Genomic DNA, 16,299 nt, shown 5'->3' with positions numbered 1-16,299 from the left:
GAAAATACCCTTCTACACGATAATCTCTTGATCAACATATGATTTTCCTTTATGTATTAGGACTTTCGCTAGCTAGCGAAAGTCCTATACTGTTAACGTTCACTACGACCAAAACGTGAAATCAGGCCGCCGTCATTTGGACGCTCGAAGCCAGAACTACCTTCGACATACTTCTTCACAAGCCGACCAACCGTTGCCACAATTTCGCTATCTGTACTGACGAAACCAACAGGAAAAGATACCGGGAAAGATTCTGGGAGCGACATGTGATAGACCACAACAACCAATTCACCCTCGAAGAGTAAAATTTCGACATTGCCGCCAAGGAAGCCCTCAGTTAATCCATGTGCCGCATCGAGATAGGGATCAAGTTCATGTTTCCATTGCCGAGCAGATCTTAAGTCATCTTGCCCGGAAACCGGCAAATAAATTCGAGGTGTATAAAGATGCTTGTTTTTCGTACTTGCCTTAGTGAAAAAGTCACTAAGAGATGAAGTAAAACGACTGCTCTTACCCCAAACAGGGTCACTCGGAGCCAGCCAAAGAAACAGCTCCTGTCCTGTGTCAGCCTTTTTTTCGATCTGAGACACAAGAATAGGAGCAAGATATTTTTGAAGAATCCCCCAATTCTCACTTGAATATATCGGACCAAGAAATGTGGTTCGCCTTAACTGACTGTTTTCTTCAAGACGCTTGAGATCATTCCAGAATGAACAATTGAAACGATTTGTCTTTGAATCAAACAATTTCAGCGTATCGCCATCACCGATATCGAGCATTGCCTTAGCAATTTCAATTGCGTTATTTGGCCTCGATCGCCGATCAAGTTCGAATGTAATTCGCTCATGAACGTAATCAGAGTTATTGAGAATTTCGAAGTCTTCGCGCTCGACATTTCTACCGTCATGATCAACCTGAAACTTGACAGTTAGCCGAAATGGCATCTGACGAATTTTATTAACCGAATTTATCGTATATACGCTTGGCGAGTCTTTTTCATCCAAGATAAGGGATTGGGAAAGAAAACCCTTATGTAGAATCTCCTGGAACTGGCGCTGAAAATGTTGTTCTACCAGAGCCTCACTCCTAGATGCATTTTCGTCATCAACCTTGATGGCTATCCCCAACTTCCATTTATCGGAAGCTATATCCTTGCCAAGACAGCTAAATGTCGCCAAGTCGAATGAAAGACAAGCCCCGCTATCACGCAAAAGAGATAACCGAGGAATTTCTCCGATTTCGGTGAAATAAGCATTTGATTTTTCGGTGAGCGTTAGACGCCCCGTGTTCGATAGCGTCAATTCGCCTCTCTCAACCAAATCAGTAATAGCTTCATCGGCCTCTTTGCGACTGAAACCAAAAAAAGTAGCGATCTGTGATTTTGTCATCGGTGCCAAATGAACTAGCCGAAGAACAAACTCACGAATGAATGGCAGCCCTTTTTGAGTAATGTACGAAAAATTGATATTGAATCGCTGCGCAGGCAACAGGAAATCAATCTCATGATATATCAAATTATTTTCCATCATAGCTATCTTATCAACCATTGAGTGCAGACATGAATTTGTACCCCGCATTCTCACCCACATCATGCATGTAGGAGACCACCAGCCCAAGTGGCTTGTCTTTATTATGCTTACGCCACATATCGACATTTCCGATTATCAGCAATCTGTCCATGGCTCGTGACATAGCGACATTTATTCGATTCGGAGTCTTCAAGAAGCCGGGAGTCCATGATGGATCCGAACGGGTAAGACTCAATATGATGATTCTGTTTTCCTTTCCCTGATAGCTATCAACCGTATCGATTTTCACCAATTCCTTGAAGCCTTCGCTCCATATCTCCTGATTGAATTTCTGACGTATCAGTTTCTTTTGCTCTGCATACATGCAGATTACGCCGATGAGCGCATCATCCTTATCCTTAAGCAGAGACAAGTCCTTCAAGAACTGACCACTGAGGGAAATCTGCTTGAGTATCTCAATGACTCGCTCTGCCTCACATCGGTTATAAATGCTGACACCACGATCATCCTGGTGATGGGCCCGCTCTCCAAAAGGCGAAGTATCTAGCCACGTTACAGGTGAGATAAGCGATTTCGGTGCATTGAGGTAGATATTCGGAATTGCCCGAGGTCCGTTGTTTAGTTTCCCCTTATAGAAGACATTGGAAACCAGATTCCCAATCGGTGGCGCCATGCGGTATTGGGTAAGCAAGGCTGCACTTGCTTGGATGCCATAGTCCGAATTGAATGCACGAGCAAAATCACTTTGTAGAATGACATCAAGCTCCGTGCGGTCCTTGTTAATGCCTAATCTTCGCGAAAGCGCCGCCTTGTGGGCGTCAGAATAAAGGGGAGGCAACTGGAGATGATCACCAACCAACAGAACACGCTTGGCTGATTGCAGGGCAATAGCAAGTTCGCTTGAAATGGAGCGAGCCGCCTCGTCAATAATAACGAAGTCATAGATATTGTCATGAATACCTATATGCCCCTGACCGATACCGACACAAGTACCCGTTACCAACTGCCTTGAGCGAGCATAAAACTCATCACAATTCACCCTTTCACCGGAAAGGGCGTCTTGAATATCACGAGAAATTCTGGCCAATGCCCGTACTCTCATTGCCTCGTTTGATCTAACGCCATACTCTGTACAGAGCCTGGACAGCAAGATAGCCTTTGCTTCGGAAATTCTGGATTCCGGCGACAAGGAAATTCCATAATCTACAAAAAGCTTCGAACGAATTGCCCCATCCAATTCAACGGCAATTAATTTGAGCGATTTGACGTCATCCTTGTCATCAATGTCTTCAAACTGTGAAAGCAATGACTCGAGATGGTCAATCTGCCTGAATAGCTTCAACTCAGCATCAACAACTTTAGATATGAATTCGGCTTCAAGTCCAAGAGCGTCAGCCAATGCTGTAACTCGATAGCGATACTCCGCATTAAACAATTCACGTTTTTCAGCCGTTATCGCATGGGAATAGACGTCTTTCAATCCTTGAGAGACAGCACCTTCGCGGTTGCTGAACCTGACGACTTCCAAGGACGTTCCGAGCCTTGCGCAGTGCTTTCTGATTCGCTCGGCGGCAGTATTGACCGCCTCGTGAGACTGGCTGACCAATAGAATCCGCTTTACGTCGAGCTTTTCGATGAGGAAATGAACGAATGCGGCAATAAATTCGGTCTTGCCTGTGCCAGGCGGCCCCTGCAGCAGGGAGAGTGGCCCGAAATTCAAGAGTTTTGAGAAAGCCTCGCGCTGTTGCTGATTGAGGCTTATCTTGTTCCCATGCTGATCCTCACGGTCATACCTTGCAAAATCCTCATCGGTGACAGTGATGTTGTAGCAGGTTGCAGTCTTTTTGCACATCGGGTCGAACAGATCCAATAGTTCGGGCAAAACCCCTTCTCTGTCCAGTAACCTTTCTAGCGCGGCTTTACGCTTCCTGTAAGACGCACGGTCCTGTTTGGTTCGGAGGAAAACGATGTCACTATCCTTGATTCCATAAGCCGCCGACCGAACTTTGACGAGACGAACCTCATTCAGGGCGGATTTCTTGAGCGACACTTCTCCGATATTTCGTTCGGTCCCATCAGGGTCAATCAAAAGCGCCTCAACTTCATCCGTGCTTGCGAATGTTCCCAGCGGGTCGACATCAGCCTCGTATGGGAGGATGAGTTCAGAGGTAGTATCAGACGGGGGCATTGCCGAACCATTCAACTCCACATGTGGGCTTGACTCGGTTTCCGTGTCCAGAATTGCTCGCCACAATGCCTGCGTGGAAATTTCGAAGGCAATTTCCGAGCGTTCATCAATCCCTGTACTCTCTGACCTTGCAAAGACCTCTTTGAGTTGAAGGCTCAACCCAGATTCATCAATATCGGAGGGTAACTCCTGGGGCTGGGACGACTCGATTGCCCGATTAAATGCTTCGTTATTACAAAGTAGCTCAGACAATTCCGACAATTGAGATGGACGTCCTGGCTAGATTCTGATCCCTATCCCGATCTCGAATTGGCTTTCCTCTTCATCCCGGTAATTGACGGAAGAACGGGCACGAGGGGCATTTCCATAAACAAAACTACGTTGTTCCTTGTCGTAGAACGCCATGAATGTCCCGCCGATACCGGTAAAGGCCACCATCAATTTGTTCGAGTCTTTTTTGGATGTTTCAACCTTGACATAAAGATGACCGTTATCGGGCAGGATCGTGACCGGTTCATTGGCATTGCTCAACGCAACATCAACTAACTGCTGTACTTGCTCTCCTGGTGCATGGGTCAATGCCTTTTTGATGCGCCCCAAATCCTTAAATCCAAACTCCATATCATCGAGTTCGGTTCTGATAGCTTCAGAGAGTTTGGGGAAGTCCTTAGAGTCCTTGCCCCAGTCTATTCCAAGCAACTCGCTAGCCATTCTGAGTACGGCAAAGATATCCCGTTGAAAGGACGAACATCCGTCAATATTCTCGGGGCTATATCTGATGTGTCAACACTTTTCCGGACACACGGTTAAGCCGCTTTATGCAGCAATTCGTAATCCACGGGCGACCTATAGCCATTGGCTGAATGGAGCCGCTCGCGGTTGTAAAAGACTTCAATATACTCAAATATCGCCTGCCTAGCCTCAGCCCGGGTTTGATAGGTCTGATGATGCACCAGCTCGGTTTTCAAGGTATGGAAGAAGCTTTCTGAAACACTGTTATCCCAGCAGTTTCCCTTACGGCTCATGCTTTGCCTTACGCCATGCCGGGCTAATAGTGCCCGATGGCTTTCCGAGGCATATTGACTGCCGCGATCGGTATGCCATAACAAGCCTTTGTTGGGCTTGCGCTGCCAAATAGCCATCAAGAGCGCATCATTCACCAGCTTGGCCCGCATGTGCTCGGCCATCGACCAACCGACCACTTGTCGGGAAAACAGATCAATCACCACCGCCAGATATAGCCAGCCTTCCTGAGTATGAACGTAGGTGATGTCGCCGACATAAGTCTGATTAGGTTGATTCACGGTAAATTGACGGTCCAGATGGTTCGGTGCAATGGGTAGATCATGCTGGGAATTCGTAGTCGCCTTGAATTTGCGTTTGGATTTACAGGCCAGATTGGCTTCCCGCATCAAACGGCCTATGCGCCGCCGGCTCACCGTCCGCTGATGGCCGAGCAATATATGCTTCAGGCGCCGAGTGCCATAGGTCGCCCGGCTTTTGTCAAACTCGGTGCGGATGAGGCTCGTCAAAGCGGCATCGTCTTTCTCGGCCTCTGTTTGTCCGCGCTGTAACCAGGCATAATAAGCGCTACGGGACACCTTCAGGAACCGACACATCGCATCCACTGAAAAGTCATTCGTATGTTGCTTGATCCAGGCGTACTTCACCGTTGTTCCCTGGCAAAGTACGCCGCCGCCTTTTTTAATAAATCACGCTCCTCAGTGAGTCGAGCGACCTCTTTCTTCAGCCGCTTTAATTCATCGTAAAGGTGCTCGTCAGTGCGTACCGCTTTGTCGCTGGTTTTGGGCCGGCTATATTTGCTGATCCAGGTATGCAACGTATTGACATTGATGCCGAGGTCCTTAGCGGTCTGAGCAATCGACTGGTCCGACTCGTTCGCCAGTTTAACGGCTGACGCTCTGAATTCCGCACTATAGATTTTTTGTTTTTCTTGATTCATTTTGGGCACACGTTCTCTGTTCACTTTATTTTAAATTGTGTGTCCGGTTTAGTGTAGCCATATCAATGGGAACAGGTGACGGTTTTTCAATCAGAATTGGTGGCATGATTGAACCAAGTGTAATCCTCTTATTATGGGTTATTATGTTTAATGTTGAACAAATGGCTTATCGTTGAACGGCAGCTCACTGTTCTAGCTGATAGAATGAAAATCCTTCAATGTCTCGGATGGGTCGCTTTTTGCCTGTCGATTGACTGACGTAGTTGTGCCAATAACCGTCGATCAATAATTCCAGATCGATGGCTAATAAGAGCCAGAAGACTGCCCTTCACGCCAGCGTTCAGGTGATAGGATTTAAGCCGATTCTAAACAATTACTCTCTTCTTGACCTATCCATTTTTGATGGAGGAGATCAGTTCTTCGAGGTGACCAATTCTATGGCGGCTTTCCAAAAACCACTGAAAGCGTCCTGTTTGCTCATTTCATTTTCCTTGTCTATTTCTAACAGCTGTAGAAGCAAGTAGAAGCTCTATCATGTCGTTACCATGCTTCTCAATTTCCTCTTCACTCCAATCATCATTGTCTCTGAGAAGCTTAATCATCTCGTAAAGCTTCAGACTATCAACGGATTTCTCTGTAATGCCCGCGGCAAAATGTGCCATCTTGGCTTTAGGAGGGAAATTACTTAAACGGGAGTTTTTACTGTGGCTGATCAAACATAAGTTACCGAACTTATGTAAGGCATCGCTTTCCAGCACGGGATGGCCTTCCATCGGGTGCTGAGGATAAAAATGCTCGACGGAGCTACGAAAGGTAAACTCAAATTCCTTCACGACAGGATCTTGATCTTTGCGTTCCAGCCAAAGCAGATAATCCAGATAATTAAAAACAAAATTGTTCTCTATCTGGCCAAAACACAGACTATCCATATCAAGATGATTCCGTTTCCGGTTCGTGGGAAAATAATCATCCTTCTGTTGATAAATCATTTCATAGTATGAACTGCCTTCATCACGTGACAGAAAACGGTCAAATATAAAACGTCTGGCCAGGTTGGATAAATAATCAAGGTAGTTCTGAGGGTCAATAGCCCCTTCATAATAAAGAAAATACAGCACTGCATTCAACCAATGCTTATAAACCAGCGTGGGCGTAGATACATGAAGCGCAGACAGCAGCATAAGAATCTGCCGGTTTATCCCCTCATAACCATCTTCATTATCATCAAAGCTGTTGATGAAACTAACGCTCTTAGCGGAATACCATTTTAAGCGTTTTAAGCTCCATGCGTCTGTCCCTTGCGCGTACTCACGCTTAATGATGTATTGATCAAAAAGAAACTTACATTTTAAAAGGGCAAACGTGAATTCTTTAACCTCAGCCACAGGATCATTTTTATTGAGAAGATACTCTTCAAATTGGTTTATCAACTGCTTGTCATCCAGCGCAATATCTTCTGCGGTATACACCCTCAACACATGCAGCAGGAAGTTGGAGAAATTGATGACACTGTTAAACCTATCGGGCAATTCCTCATTACGACTTTCCTGATCCTCTCCCGTTGTTACCGGCCGCCCACTAAGAATCTGCAATAAGTTATAAGAATTTGAAGATGCCGAACCTTCACCCAAATACTGTACAACATCATCAAAATCTTCTGCCTCGAACTGTCCCCAGTCGTTTTTACCAAACAGATCATGCCTCTCGTTTGATGAAAAACCATACTGAATATAGCGTTCCATATTGGCACAGGCTTCCCAGATTCGCTGTAAACCTTGAACACTCACTTGCCGATCATCTTCATCCTTGATCTTATTCAATACTGCCATCATCTTAGCCTTCAGCACCTCATGTTTTTCGAGCTGCTCACCACGATTGTTCATCACCTCAAAGTAGTGATTAAGATCCGTATCTGCAGGTACCTCCACCCGCATGATTTTGACACTCTCAAACAAATAATCAGCAAATACTTTCAAACTGATCTCATTAATCTGACTGACAGCCTTAGCCAACAGCTCATAGCCGTTCACAATACCTTCGTTATAGGCATCGTTATTCAAATGATGAATAGACACACGCTGGCTGAGCGCCGTAAATGTCTCTGTGGATTTAGGTCGGCTTTCAAACCCAATATTGACGTTTTCATACCAATCCATGGCAGGGTATTTGACAGAAGGTCTTCCCTGAGGCGTTTGTTGTGAATAGCCCAGATTCTTCAAGTAGATCGCCAACAGTGAAAGCGTAGTAAAACGTTGCTGACCATCAATCACTTCGAGGCTGCCATCCTTACGCCTGAACACAACCAAAGTGCCGATGTAATAACGCTGATGCCCCTGCTGTTGATAGTCCACTATATCCTGTATCAGTTGCGTTATTTCTCCTTCTTCCCAAGCATAGTTACGCTGGTACATAGGCACCATGTAATCAATCTTGTCGCTGAGTAGCTGTTTAATTGAGAACTCCGTTATCGCATTACTCATAGTAATTCATCGCTTTAAACAGTTTTACCAAGGGGTCTTTCGCGGCATTATTTTTTCGCCGGTTATTTTTATTTTCAGCGTCGCTTAATGTGGCAAGCGGCAGATTTAATACTTCTGAGGGCAAAGTCGCATCTTTTATTCGGCGAAACAGATTCTTCTCCAATACATAGTTATCCATGGTGGCCAACTGCATTACCTGCTGTTTGATGCGTAACGAATAAGCCCAGATAAACAGCTTTTCTACGGCTCTTGAAAGTTCAGCTCTGCCAAATTTGTCCCAATAAAATACCAAGGCACAGTCAAACATTACGCGGATATATTTATCACCGGGTCTATGCCTGGCCGAATAACTGTTCAGAACCTTAAGAATCTGTTGTGCCTGTTCACTGAGCTCTGTGCCCATGAATTGATTACTGCTGCCGTGCTCGGCGCTAATAACCGCTTTTACCTGCTGCTGGTAGTAAGCCGTCATTTCAAAGAAGCGACGGCCGTTGATGATCATCTGATCCAGATGAAACGGGAACGGTTTAAACTGTCCGTCGATTTTACGATGGTACTGGCTGTTATAGTCATCGACATAGTGGTGGGCAATACGCAGTGGCTCCACGTAGGGATAGCGCGCAACCTGATCAATATTGACACCTTTAAACAGCGCTACATCTTGCTTGCCAAAATAACGGGCCGAGTAGCCCAAAGCCCAACGGCGAATGCGGTAGAGGTACTCCGCAAACAGTGCTGCCAGCTCATCACTTTGCAGGTTCTCCCAACTGGCAACTGTTTTGGCTTTCAGTGCATGCTCCTGATCACTGAATTCACGCAGGTGATAGGCCTTGAGCAAGTCGTGCGGCGCCAGATCGCGGCCACGGGCATTCTGTGAATCAAAGAATTGAAAGGCTTCGGAAATATCCTTGAGCGTAAATGTCACCACCTCACAGCGATTCAACAAAAAGTCGATATGCTGTTCGGTGAAATCCGCCCGACAAACTAGCCGTTTAATTTCCATGGCATTCTGATGGAGATTGCGCTGGCTGATTTTGCTCTCAAACTGCTGCTCCACCATAAATGTCTTTAATGGCGCTTCCAACGCATCCAGTTGATCGGCCAGATCCTGCCGTTGCAATCCTATCCAACGTTCCTGAATAATGACCCACACCACCATCACTAAAGTTAGGGTGCGTTGCTGCCCATCCACAATATTAAAAATAGATGCATCGGCTTGATCGCGATGAAACACCAGGGTGCCAAACCGGTAAGCGGTTTTATGTTGATGGGTATCCATATCCTGAAACAGCTGGTTTACATTGCTCACCGTCCACTTATAGGGGCGTTGATAAGCCGGTATCTTCAAGCCCGGTTTTTTCAGCAGCTGACTAACGGTCAGAATCTCCTTATCAAGCGCCTGGGCCACTTATACCTCCCTGCATCCATTAAAATGTGCTATTTGCATCATACTAACCTTATTTTACCCGTTTATCTTTGCGTAAACGTTATTGCCGCGGCGACATAGGCGTTGCTCAAATCAAACGGGACATTAACGAAGTAGCTCACAACGCCCCCTCTGAACAATATGTGGGCGTTTTTGATGGAGCTCATGGTTATCACCCCTTGTTGCACCCTTTTGGAATCAGCCATGAGACTGCCGGTTTGTCGTGTTTCGCATAGTCAGCTAGCGGTATTTTTTCGCCAGTCACGCGCTCCAGCTCATCAACGCTGACCAGATACCGGTCCAGGTTTTTCTTCGTGGCCTCCGGCGTGTTCGGCACGATCCAGGCGATCGCCCGCTCGTCTTGGCCGGCACCGCGAATGATCACTTTCCAGAACGCGTCCGGCGTTTTAACGCCATGCGATTTCACAAAATAGTCATCGCTCGGGTTGTCGCCCCAGATCACACCGCCGATCACCAGCAACTCGTCGATATCGCGGTAACACTCTACGATTTCCTCAGTCAGCAGCCAGGCACCCCTATTCATATTGGCGGCCTGCGGCAGGATGTTGGTCGGTTCTGTTGCGTTAATTTTCGCTAGGCGCAGAAGGAGTATCGGCTGATGGAATTAAGCGGCCAAGGAATAGAACTGTTCAGCGACCGAGAGAATGTGTCCTTCGGTCGAGGTCATCTGTCTTTTCTTTATCATGTGCATCAGTTCAATTCCACACAAAGTGCAATAGGCCGAGTTGAAGGTTTTGAAGCCGAGCATGGGCCTGATGATCGTTTTGATGGCCCGGTGGTCCTGCTCAACTAAATTGTTCAAGTATTTGCTCTGGCGGATCTCGAACGCATGGCCGGTTTCTTCCTGGAGTGCATCAAGAGCGGACTTATTGGCACCGCTCTGGTCGATCGTGACCTTATCCGGCAGGCCATGCTGCCGAATGGCTTTCCTGAAAAAGCGCAGAGCGGCCTGCTTGTCGCGGTGGGCCGTCAGCAGGAAGTCAATGGTTTGGCCATCCCGGTCGACGGCACGATAGAGATAGCGCCACTGGCCCTTGATTTTGATGTACGTCTCGTCTGCTCGCCAGCTCTTGCCGACCGGGCGCTTGTTGCCTTTCCGGAAAACGGCCTCCAGCTTCGGCGTGAACTTCCGGACCCAGCGGTAAATGTTGGAATGGTCGACTTCGATCCCACGCTCGCGCATCATTTCCTTCAGGTTCCGATAGCTGAGTGGGTAAGCCAGATACCAGCGGACGCAGGTCAGAATGATGGCTTTTTCGATGCGGTGGCCTTTGAAATCGATCATGAGAGTAATTTACGCGGTGCTGGTTGAGCGCAATAGCTTACCGAAAACGACGATCTCTCTGCTAACGCAACAGAACCCGCTATGTGAGCAGGACTACTAGCCACATGCTGATCAGTAACCATCTGCCCCCATTCTTGTTTATCTCATAACCTCTCTACATAAGAGAGAGTCTGAGTTGTAACGATCTGTATTTGAAATTGCCCAATTATCATTTGGCACGAGTTTGAGACAAAAAATAACTGCAATTAACCAAACCTGTCACTTGGCATCCATCGATTCTGTGTCACATTATATCTATTCTCAACCCTTTGCATGCCTTACTATAAATGACGGGTTAAGTGACGTATTTTGACGACTCAGCCATTTTGCGGCACACTGTCACCTAATCGAACGTTTAAGCGACAGGAGCAGTATGCAGCAGATCCTGATCATATGATCTGGGTTTACCCATTTTTTGCGACGTGCTGACGTCGACTTCGATGATTTGCAACATACTGACATCGACTTTGGAAAGTAATTACAGCGCCGGTCGAGTCGGTTTTACTCCTTATTATATAGATAGCCGCTGCCGGAGCCGTCATCGGCAAAGTTCAGATCTTCGGCCCGGATCGCGACGGATTTGGAACGCCGGTACAGCGTATGAGTAGGAGACGGATCAGGCTGCTTCCAGCTCGATATGCACACGCAGGCCCAATGCTGCGGCTATGTTCACGAGGGCATCAAGCGAAAAGCGGGAGAGGCGGCCGCGCAGCAAATCGTTGACGCGGGGTTGCGTCACGCCGCACTGCGCCGCCGCTTCCGCCTGTGTCCAACCTTTTGCGGCCACAATCGTGGCAATCTTATTCATCAGCTCGGCACGCACGCGCAAGTTTGCCGCTTCCGCCGGTGTATCGGTAATGGCATCCCAGACACTGGCATAAGTTTCGTTTGACGTTGTCTTCATGTCTCACCTCTTAACAATTGTGCAAAGCGGGCCTTCGCGATGTCCAGGTCGCGCTTCGACGTCGCGGCTGTTTTCTTTTGGAAAGTGTGCAGGACATAGACCGCATCCTGTCGACGAGCGGCATAGATGACCCTAAACGTGCCGGTTTCGTCCCACACCCTGATTTCTTCGACTCCGCTACCAATGGCCGGCATCGACTTAAAGTCATCCGGCTGCTGGCCCTGTTGGACTTTGTCTGACTGGTAGCCGGCATCTTGCCGAGCGTTGTCCGGAAACTCACGCAAGCACTTGAGTGAGTCGCCGAGGAATCGAATCGGTTTCATGGAAAAATTATATCCATATTGATATAAAAAGCCAAGCGGCTAAAAACGCCAGGTGAAGTGAGTGAGGTCATGGCCGTGAGTATAGCTAATACTGTGCGATAACCGTTTTTCTCTTTATTAACACGGAACACCTCACCAGCGGCTATTGCCTCGTCCTCGGTAGCAAACCAATCCTTGCGCACAGTACCTGGCGAATTTACCCTGCCCCATTCCCGGACCAAGGCCCAGTCCTCGAAGATGCCGGGCGTGACATGCAGTTGGTAAAACCGGTGCAGGTTCTTGTCCGACTCATGCCGTTCCAGGTAAATGGGTTTCATGACTGACCTAAGCTTATACCGTATAGTCTAGGCGCTGGCCTTATGATCCGCCCATATGCGCTTGACCTGGCTTTCACTACAGCCGGCCAGTTCAGCGATTCTCTTGATCGTATGGCCAGCGCCACGCAAGGCAACAATACGCTGATGGGTCGTGGTATCCGCTATACGGCCGGCATACCTGCCAGCGGCTTTGGCCAGCTGAACACCCTGGCGCTGTCGCTCGCGGCGAGTCTCATAGTCATCACGCGTCATTTGCAAAGCCAATTTGAGCAAGAGCTCCTGCACCGACTCCAGAACGATCTTGGCCACCCCATCGGCCTCCGCCGCGAAGTCGGATAAATCAACCAGGCCCGGCACGGCCAACTTCGCCCCTTTGGCCCGGATGGATTCGACCAATTGCTCGGCTTCGGCCAAAGGGAGTCGGCTGATGCGGTCCATTTTCTCAGCCACCACGACTTCACCCGGTTGCAGATCCGCAATCATACGCAATAGCTCGGGCCGATCCGCACGAGCGCCCGAGGCTTTTTCCCGGTAGATACCGGCGATGTAATAACCTTGCGCCCGGGCGCTGTGCACAATGTCGGTTTGTCGGGTAAGGTCTTGTTCATCGGTACTGACGCGCAGATAGAGACGGGCAACTTTCATAGGGTGGTGGTCAAAATGGGTATACTGAAATTGGCTAACTATAACGCATGTGGCCAATATGATGAAAAAGCAATGTAACTTGGCTACCGGTTATTTAGCCATTTAAATTGGCCAGTTTTATCCTGTGGCTAATAGCTTGCGCTGGCCTTACAGATCCTGCGAGCAAAATTTTTCTATTTGTGTCACCAGACGAAGGTTGTCGGTTGGCAGAAAATGTTAAGCCGGACTAGCGATATAGGCGTGCCGGAGCCGACGTTAGGCGAGCTCAGCGGATAGTGTGATCGTTGTCCCTGCAAGCGCCTGGCTAACCGGGCAGTTTTTCTTGGCGTCCTCAGCCGCCGCGATGAACCCCTTCTCGTCCAAGCCGGGCACCTCGCCCTGGACCGTGAGGTGAATGCCAGTGATGCCCTCACCCGGCTGGAAAGTGACCTCGGCCTTGGCCTCCAGCCGGCTCGGTGGCGTACCCGCACCCGTCAGTCCGTGGGATAGTGCCATGCAAAAGCAGCTGGAATGGGCGGCAGCAATCAGTTCTTCGGGGCTGGTCTTGCCATTAGCCTGTTCTGCGCGGGATGGCCAGGAAACCGGGTACTGTCCGATGCCGGACGAGTCGAAGGAGATGACGCCACTACCTTTGAGCAGTTCTCCCTCCCAAACAGTATGCGCGATACGAGTTGTGGCCATATTGGATTCTCTCTGACATTGAATAATGATTTTGGAGTTTAACGCCAGTTTTTGTGAAATTTTGATGCGATGAGGTTTGGAAAGGTTCCATTGCTGGGCTAATAGCCGCTATGTGCCAAAAGCAGACCTCTCTTGCCGCCTGCAATTTGTGGTTATTCTTACTTGCGCCCTTCATCAGAAAGAGGTGCAGTTTTAAACGTGATTTTTGGGGTATAATAAGTTGAGGCACTATTGCAAGGAGGACACTTGAAAATTCAGGAGCTGGCAGATGAACTTATCAAATATAGAACATGTGCAGATATTGTTGCAGCAGCAAAAGTCGCTCAAGCGCCAACTGCTACCAAGTCGGACGCTAAGAGCGCCCTAGAAGCACTAGCAACCCATCTAGAACACAACCAGCACCAGAAGGCTGTTGCTATCACTCTGGCTCTGCTTTTATGGGATGCCGACAGCACCGTAGCGCGGATTCGTCGCCAAGGACTTTTTAGAGCATCCCGGTATAAGTTTCGCTCTGGAGCACTTTCGAAAGCAGTGGATGCCTCATTGCAGTTGCTCCCACAACTGCAGCTCAGAGAGGACAGGGCCAAGTACCTGCACTCAGTCCAGGCATTACTCGCTGCCGCGCCTGAGGCGTATCGACTTAGAGGCAAAATGCTGAGTCGGCTTCAAGCGCGAAAGAAAATTGTGCTCAAGACGTTGCTGGTCATTGTCAATGAGCTTTTTGTCCAAAATTGGGTGGGTTACCAGGACGAAAGCTCTGAAAATCTCGAGCATTGGAGCGCTGAAGAGCTCTCTCAAGCGTTTTCTTACCTTTTGCATCTCATCCGCGAAGAATTTGGGATCGTTCCCGAAATGTGGATGCACGTTGACGAGCAATTGGCTCGACCTTTCGAAAGCACTTACGCTGGATTGTTGATTGACGCGGCCCGTCTCAACGAGCTGTTTGAAGTCGAGACGCTCATCGACGGTTTACCTTACGAAATCGTGCTGGATGGTACAACTCTTAAAGTATTTTCGACAGACAACATGCTGGAGAAATCAATCCGTCTTGGATACATTCAAAGCGAAATCCAAGTCACTATACGCGCACAAGAGGTTTTGAAGCTATATCAAGAGGACGGGCGGGACCTACCGACGATGGAGAACTGCATAGCATATGCCTTCCAGGCCGGTATGGGCGAGCTATTCTTACTAAAGACGGATCCAATAGAACGCCTTGTATTTCTGATGCCTAATGAGAGCGAGTTCTTTGCGCTAATTACAACCGATGGCTTCTTTGCAGAGGAACTTATCGGCCTCATGGGTATTGGTATAGAGAATTTTCAACTAGATAACGCGCACTCGCTGCTAGTGGCTCCGAATCTAACCGTATTAGATATCTTAAAAGTTCAACGCTTATTCAGTTTCATCAGCGAAGCATTCAACGAGAAACTGAGGAGTATCCAAGACATACAGTGCCAGAGAAAGCTACGAATGCGCTCCGTCCTGCCAGCGATTCGCCACGATCAGCTTATCCAGATACTCGAGTATATACTGCCAAGAGATAAAGCCGAAGAAGCAGTTCGACTGATAACGCTCGAACAAGACCAGAAGTTTATAGACGTGCAGTATCGGCCATTAATCAAGATTGGGAGTCACTACGTCATTGCACCAGGATTGATTGCGCGCGCAAATCTGGTCCGCAATATCGCTATCAGTAACAATCTCAGGGTTACTTTGGTAGGAGAAGTGGATCCGATGCAAGAGGCGGTGGTGAAGGCATTAACTGATGCTGGATTTAAGGTACGCCAGCAGTTTACGTACAATATTAACGGGAAAAGGGAAACAGATATCCTCTGCTGGCGTGATGAGGTATTGTTCGTCTTTGAGTGCAAGAATTCGTTCCACCCTTGCTCGTCCCACGAAATTCGGACTAGCTTTGAACACATCAAGACGGCTAACGAGCAGTTGGATATCCGTTTGGCATGGTTGCGGGTGCCGAATAACCAAGCTCAACTGTTTGCTTGGCTTGGTTGGGATGTGCAGATCACTGACAAAGTTCACACCGGCATCATCACAGCTAATCGCGTATTTACTGGGTACCGAATAGGTGATCATCCAGTACGGCAAGCGCATGAGCTCATAAATGTTCTTCTGCGCGGGGAAATCCGCCGCTCGGGCGCTTCGACTCTAAGATTCTGGCGCAGCAATGAATTCCACGCAGCCGACTTAACCGACTATCTGCAGGGTGAGACTATAGTTCGCATGCAGCTTGAACAACTGCAGCCTTTCATCAGGCGAATACGGATTGGTAGAGTAACAATAGCACTCCAGAACTACATAATGGACTTGCGGGCCATTCACCGAGATGCTGAAGCCGCATATGCAGAAATCCCGTTGAATGCAGAAAAAGAAGGGGATCAACCAGGGCCGACTAAGCCCGAACCAAATACTCTGCAATGACGCTCTGTGAGTTGGCCCGCCGCTTTGGGGACTGCCGCTGAAAATCTTGGAAACTG

Annotated in this window: 14 protein-coding genes; 1 reads left to right on the top strand and 13 read right to left on the bottom strand. The window is 48.2% G+C overall.

The annotated features are described in order from the left end of the window. Positions 1 to 92: 92 nt before the first annotated feature. The 13 genes from METMA_RS0115685 to METMA_RS0115620 form a co-directional block, all read right to left on the bottom strand. Positions 93 to 1,529, bottom strand: coding sequence for a hypothetical protein (locus tag METMA_RS0115685; RefSeq protein WP_198014523.1), 1,437 nt, complete (start codon positions 1,527 to 1,529; stop codon positions 93 to 95). Between the two features lie 10 nt (positions 1,530 to 1,539). Beyond that, a complete protein-coding gene (locus METMA_RS24770) occupies positions 1,540 to 3,978 on the bottom strand; it encodes a DEAD/DEAH box helicase (RefSeq protein WP_020160056.1) in 2,439 nt (812 codons plus the stop codon). A gap of 18 nt (positions 3,979 to 3,996) precedes the next feature. Next, a complete protein-coding gene (locus METMA_RS27550; RefSeq protein ID WP_020160055.1) occupies positions 3,997 to 4,428 on the bottom strand; it encodes a hypothetical protein in 432 nt (143 codons plus the stop codon). 95 nt (positions 4,429 to 4,523) lie between these two features. After that, positions 4,524 to 5,680, bottom strand: a protein-coding gene (locus tag METMA_RS0115675; protein WP_408605810.1) for an IS3 family transposase whose coding sequence is annotated in 2 segments (ribosomal slippage) — positions 4,524 to 5,410 and positions 5,410 to 5,680 — 1,158 coding nt in all. Because the reading frame shifts where the segments join, the coding sequence is not laid out codon by codon here. 482 nt (positions 5,681 to 6,162) lie between these two features. Then, complete coding sequence (locus tag METMA_RS0115665; protein WP_020160052.1) at positions 6,163 to 8,160, bottom strand: DUF262 domain-containing protein; 1,998 nt, start codon at positions 8,158 to 8,160, stop codon at positions 6,163 to 6,165. After that, complete coding sequence (locus METMA_RS0115660; RefSeq protein ID WP_020160051.1) at positions 8,153 to 9,568, bottom strand: DUF262 domain-containing protein; 1,416 nt, start codon at positions 9,566 to 9,568, stop codon at positions 8,153 to 8,155. Before METMA_RS0115660 ends, METMA_RS0115665 begins: the two co-directional genes overlap by 8 nt. A 190-nt stretch (positions 9,569 to 9,758) precedes the next feature. Then, a complete protein-coding gene (locus METMA_RS24765; RefSeq protein ID WP_269634243.1) occupies positions 9,759 to 10,148 on the bottom strand; it encodes a DNA/RNA non-specific endonuclease in 390 nt (129 codons plus the stop codon). A gap of 63 nt (positions 10,149 to 10,211) precedes the next feature. Further along, the gene (locus tag METMA_RS24760; protein ID WP_020160049.1) at positions 10,212 to 10,892 is read right to left on the bottom strand and encodes an IS6 family transposase; all 681 of its coding nucleotides are present in this window, start codon (positions 10,890 to 10,892) and stop codon (positions 10,212 to 10,214) included. 655 nt (positions 10,893 to 11,547) lie between these two features. Next, positions 11,548 to 11,835, bottom strand: a complete 288-nt coding sequence (locus tag METMA_RS0115640) for a helix-turn-helix domain-containing protein (RefSeq protein ID WP_020160047.1) — start codon at positions 11,833 to 11,835, stop codon at positions 11,548 to 11,550. Further along, complete coding sequence (locus METMA_RS0115635) at positions 11,832 to 12,158, bottom strand: type II toxin-antitoxin system RelE/ParE family toxin (protein ID WP_020160046.1); 327 nt, start codon at positions 12,156 to 12,158, stop codon at positions 11,832 to 11,834. Before METMA_RS0115635 ends, METMA_RS0115640 begins: the two co-directional genes overlap by 4 nt. After that, complete coding sequence (locus METMA_RS24755) at positions 12,155 to 12,475, bottom strand: WGR domain-containing protein (RefSeq protein WP_020160045.1); 321 nt, start codon at positions 12,473 to 12,475, stop codon at positions 12,155 to 12,157. The genes METMA_RS0115635 and METMA_RS24755 overlap by 4 nt, the downstream gene beginning before the upstream one ends. A gap of 27 nt (positions 12,476 to 12,502) precedes the next feature. After that, a complete protein-coding gene (locus tag METMA_RS0115625) occupies positions 12,503 to 13,120 on the bottom strand; it encodes a recombinase family protein (RefSeq protein ID WP_020160044.1) in 618 nt (205 codons plus the stop codon). A 255-nt stretch (positions 13,121 to 13,375) separates the two neighbouring features. Next, complete coding sequence (locus tag METMA_RS0115620; RefSeq protein WP_020160043.1) at positions 13,376 to 13,801, bottom strand: OsmC family protein; 426 nt, start codon at positions 13,799 to 13,801, stop codon at positions 13,376 to 13,378. A 246-nt stretch (positions 13,802 to 14,047) separates the two neighbouring features. On the opposite strand from METMA_RS0115620, the gene METMA_RS0115615 reads away from it, so the two are divergent. Beyond that, complete coding sequence (locus METMA_RS0115615; RefSeq protein WP_020160042.1) at positions 14,048 to 16,243, top strand: hypothetical protein; 2,196 nt, start codon at positions 14,048 to 14,050, stop codon at positions 16,241 to 16,243. Positions 16,244 to 16,299 lie beyond the last annotated feature (56 nt).

It is taken from the genome of Methylobacter marinus A45, from assembly GCF_000383855.1.
GTDB classification, from domain to species: Bacteria; Pseudomonadota; Gammaproteobacteria; order Methylococcales; family Methylomonadaceae; genus Methylobacter; species Methylobacter marinus.
Note: the sequence above shows the minus strand (reverse complement) of the source record. Positions and strands in the feature narration are given on the sequence as shown.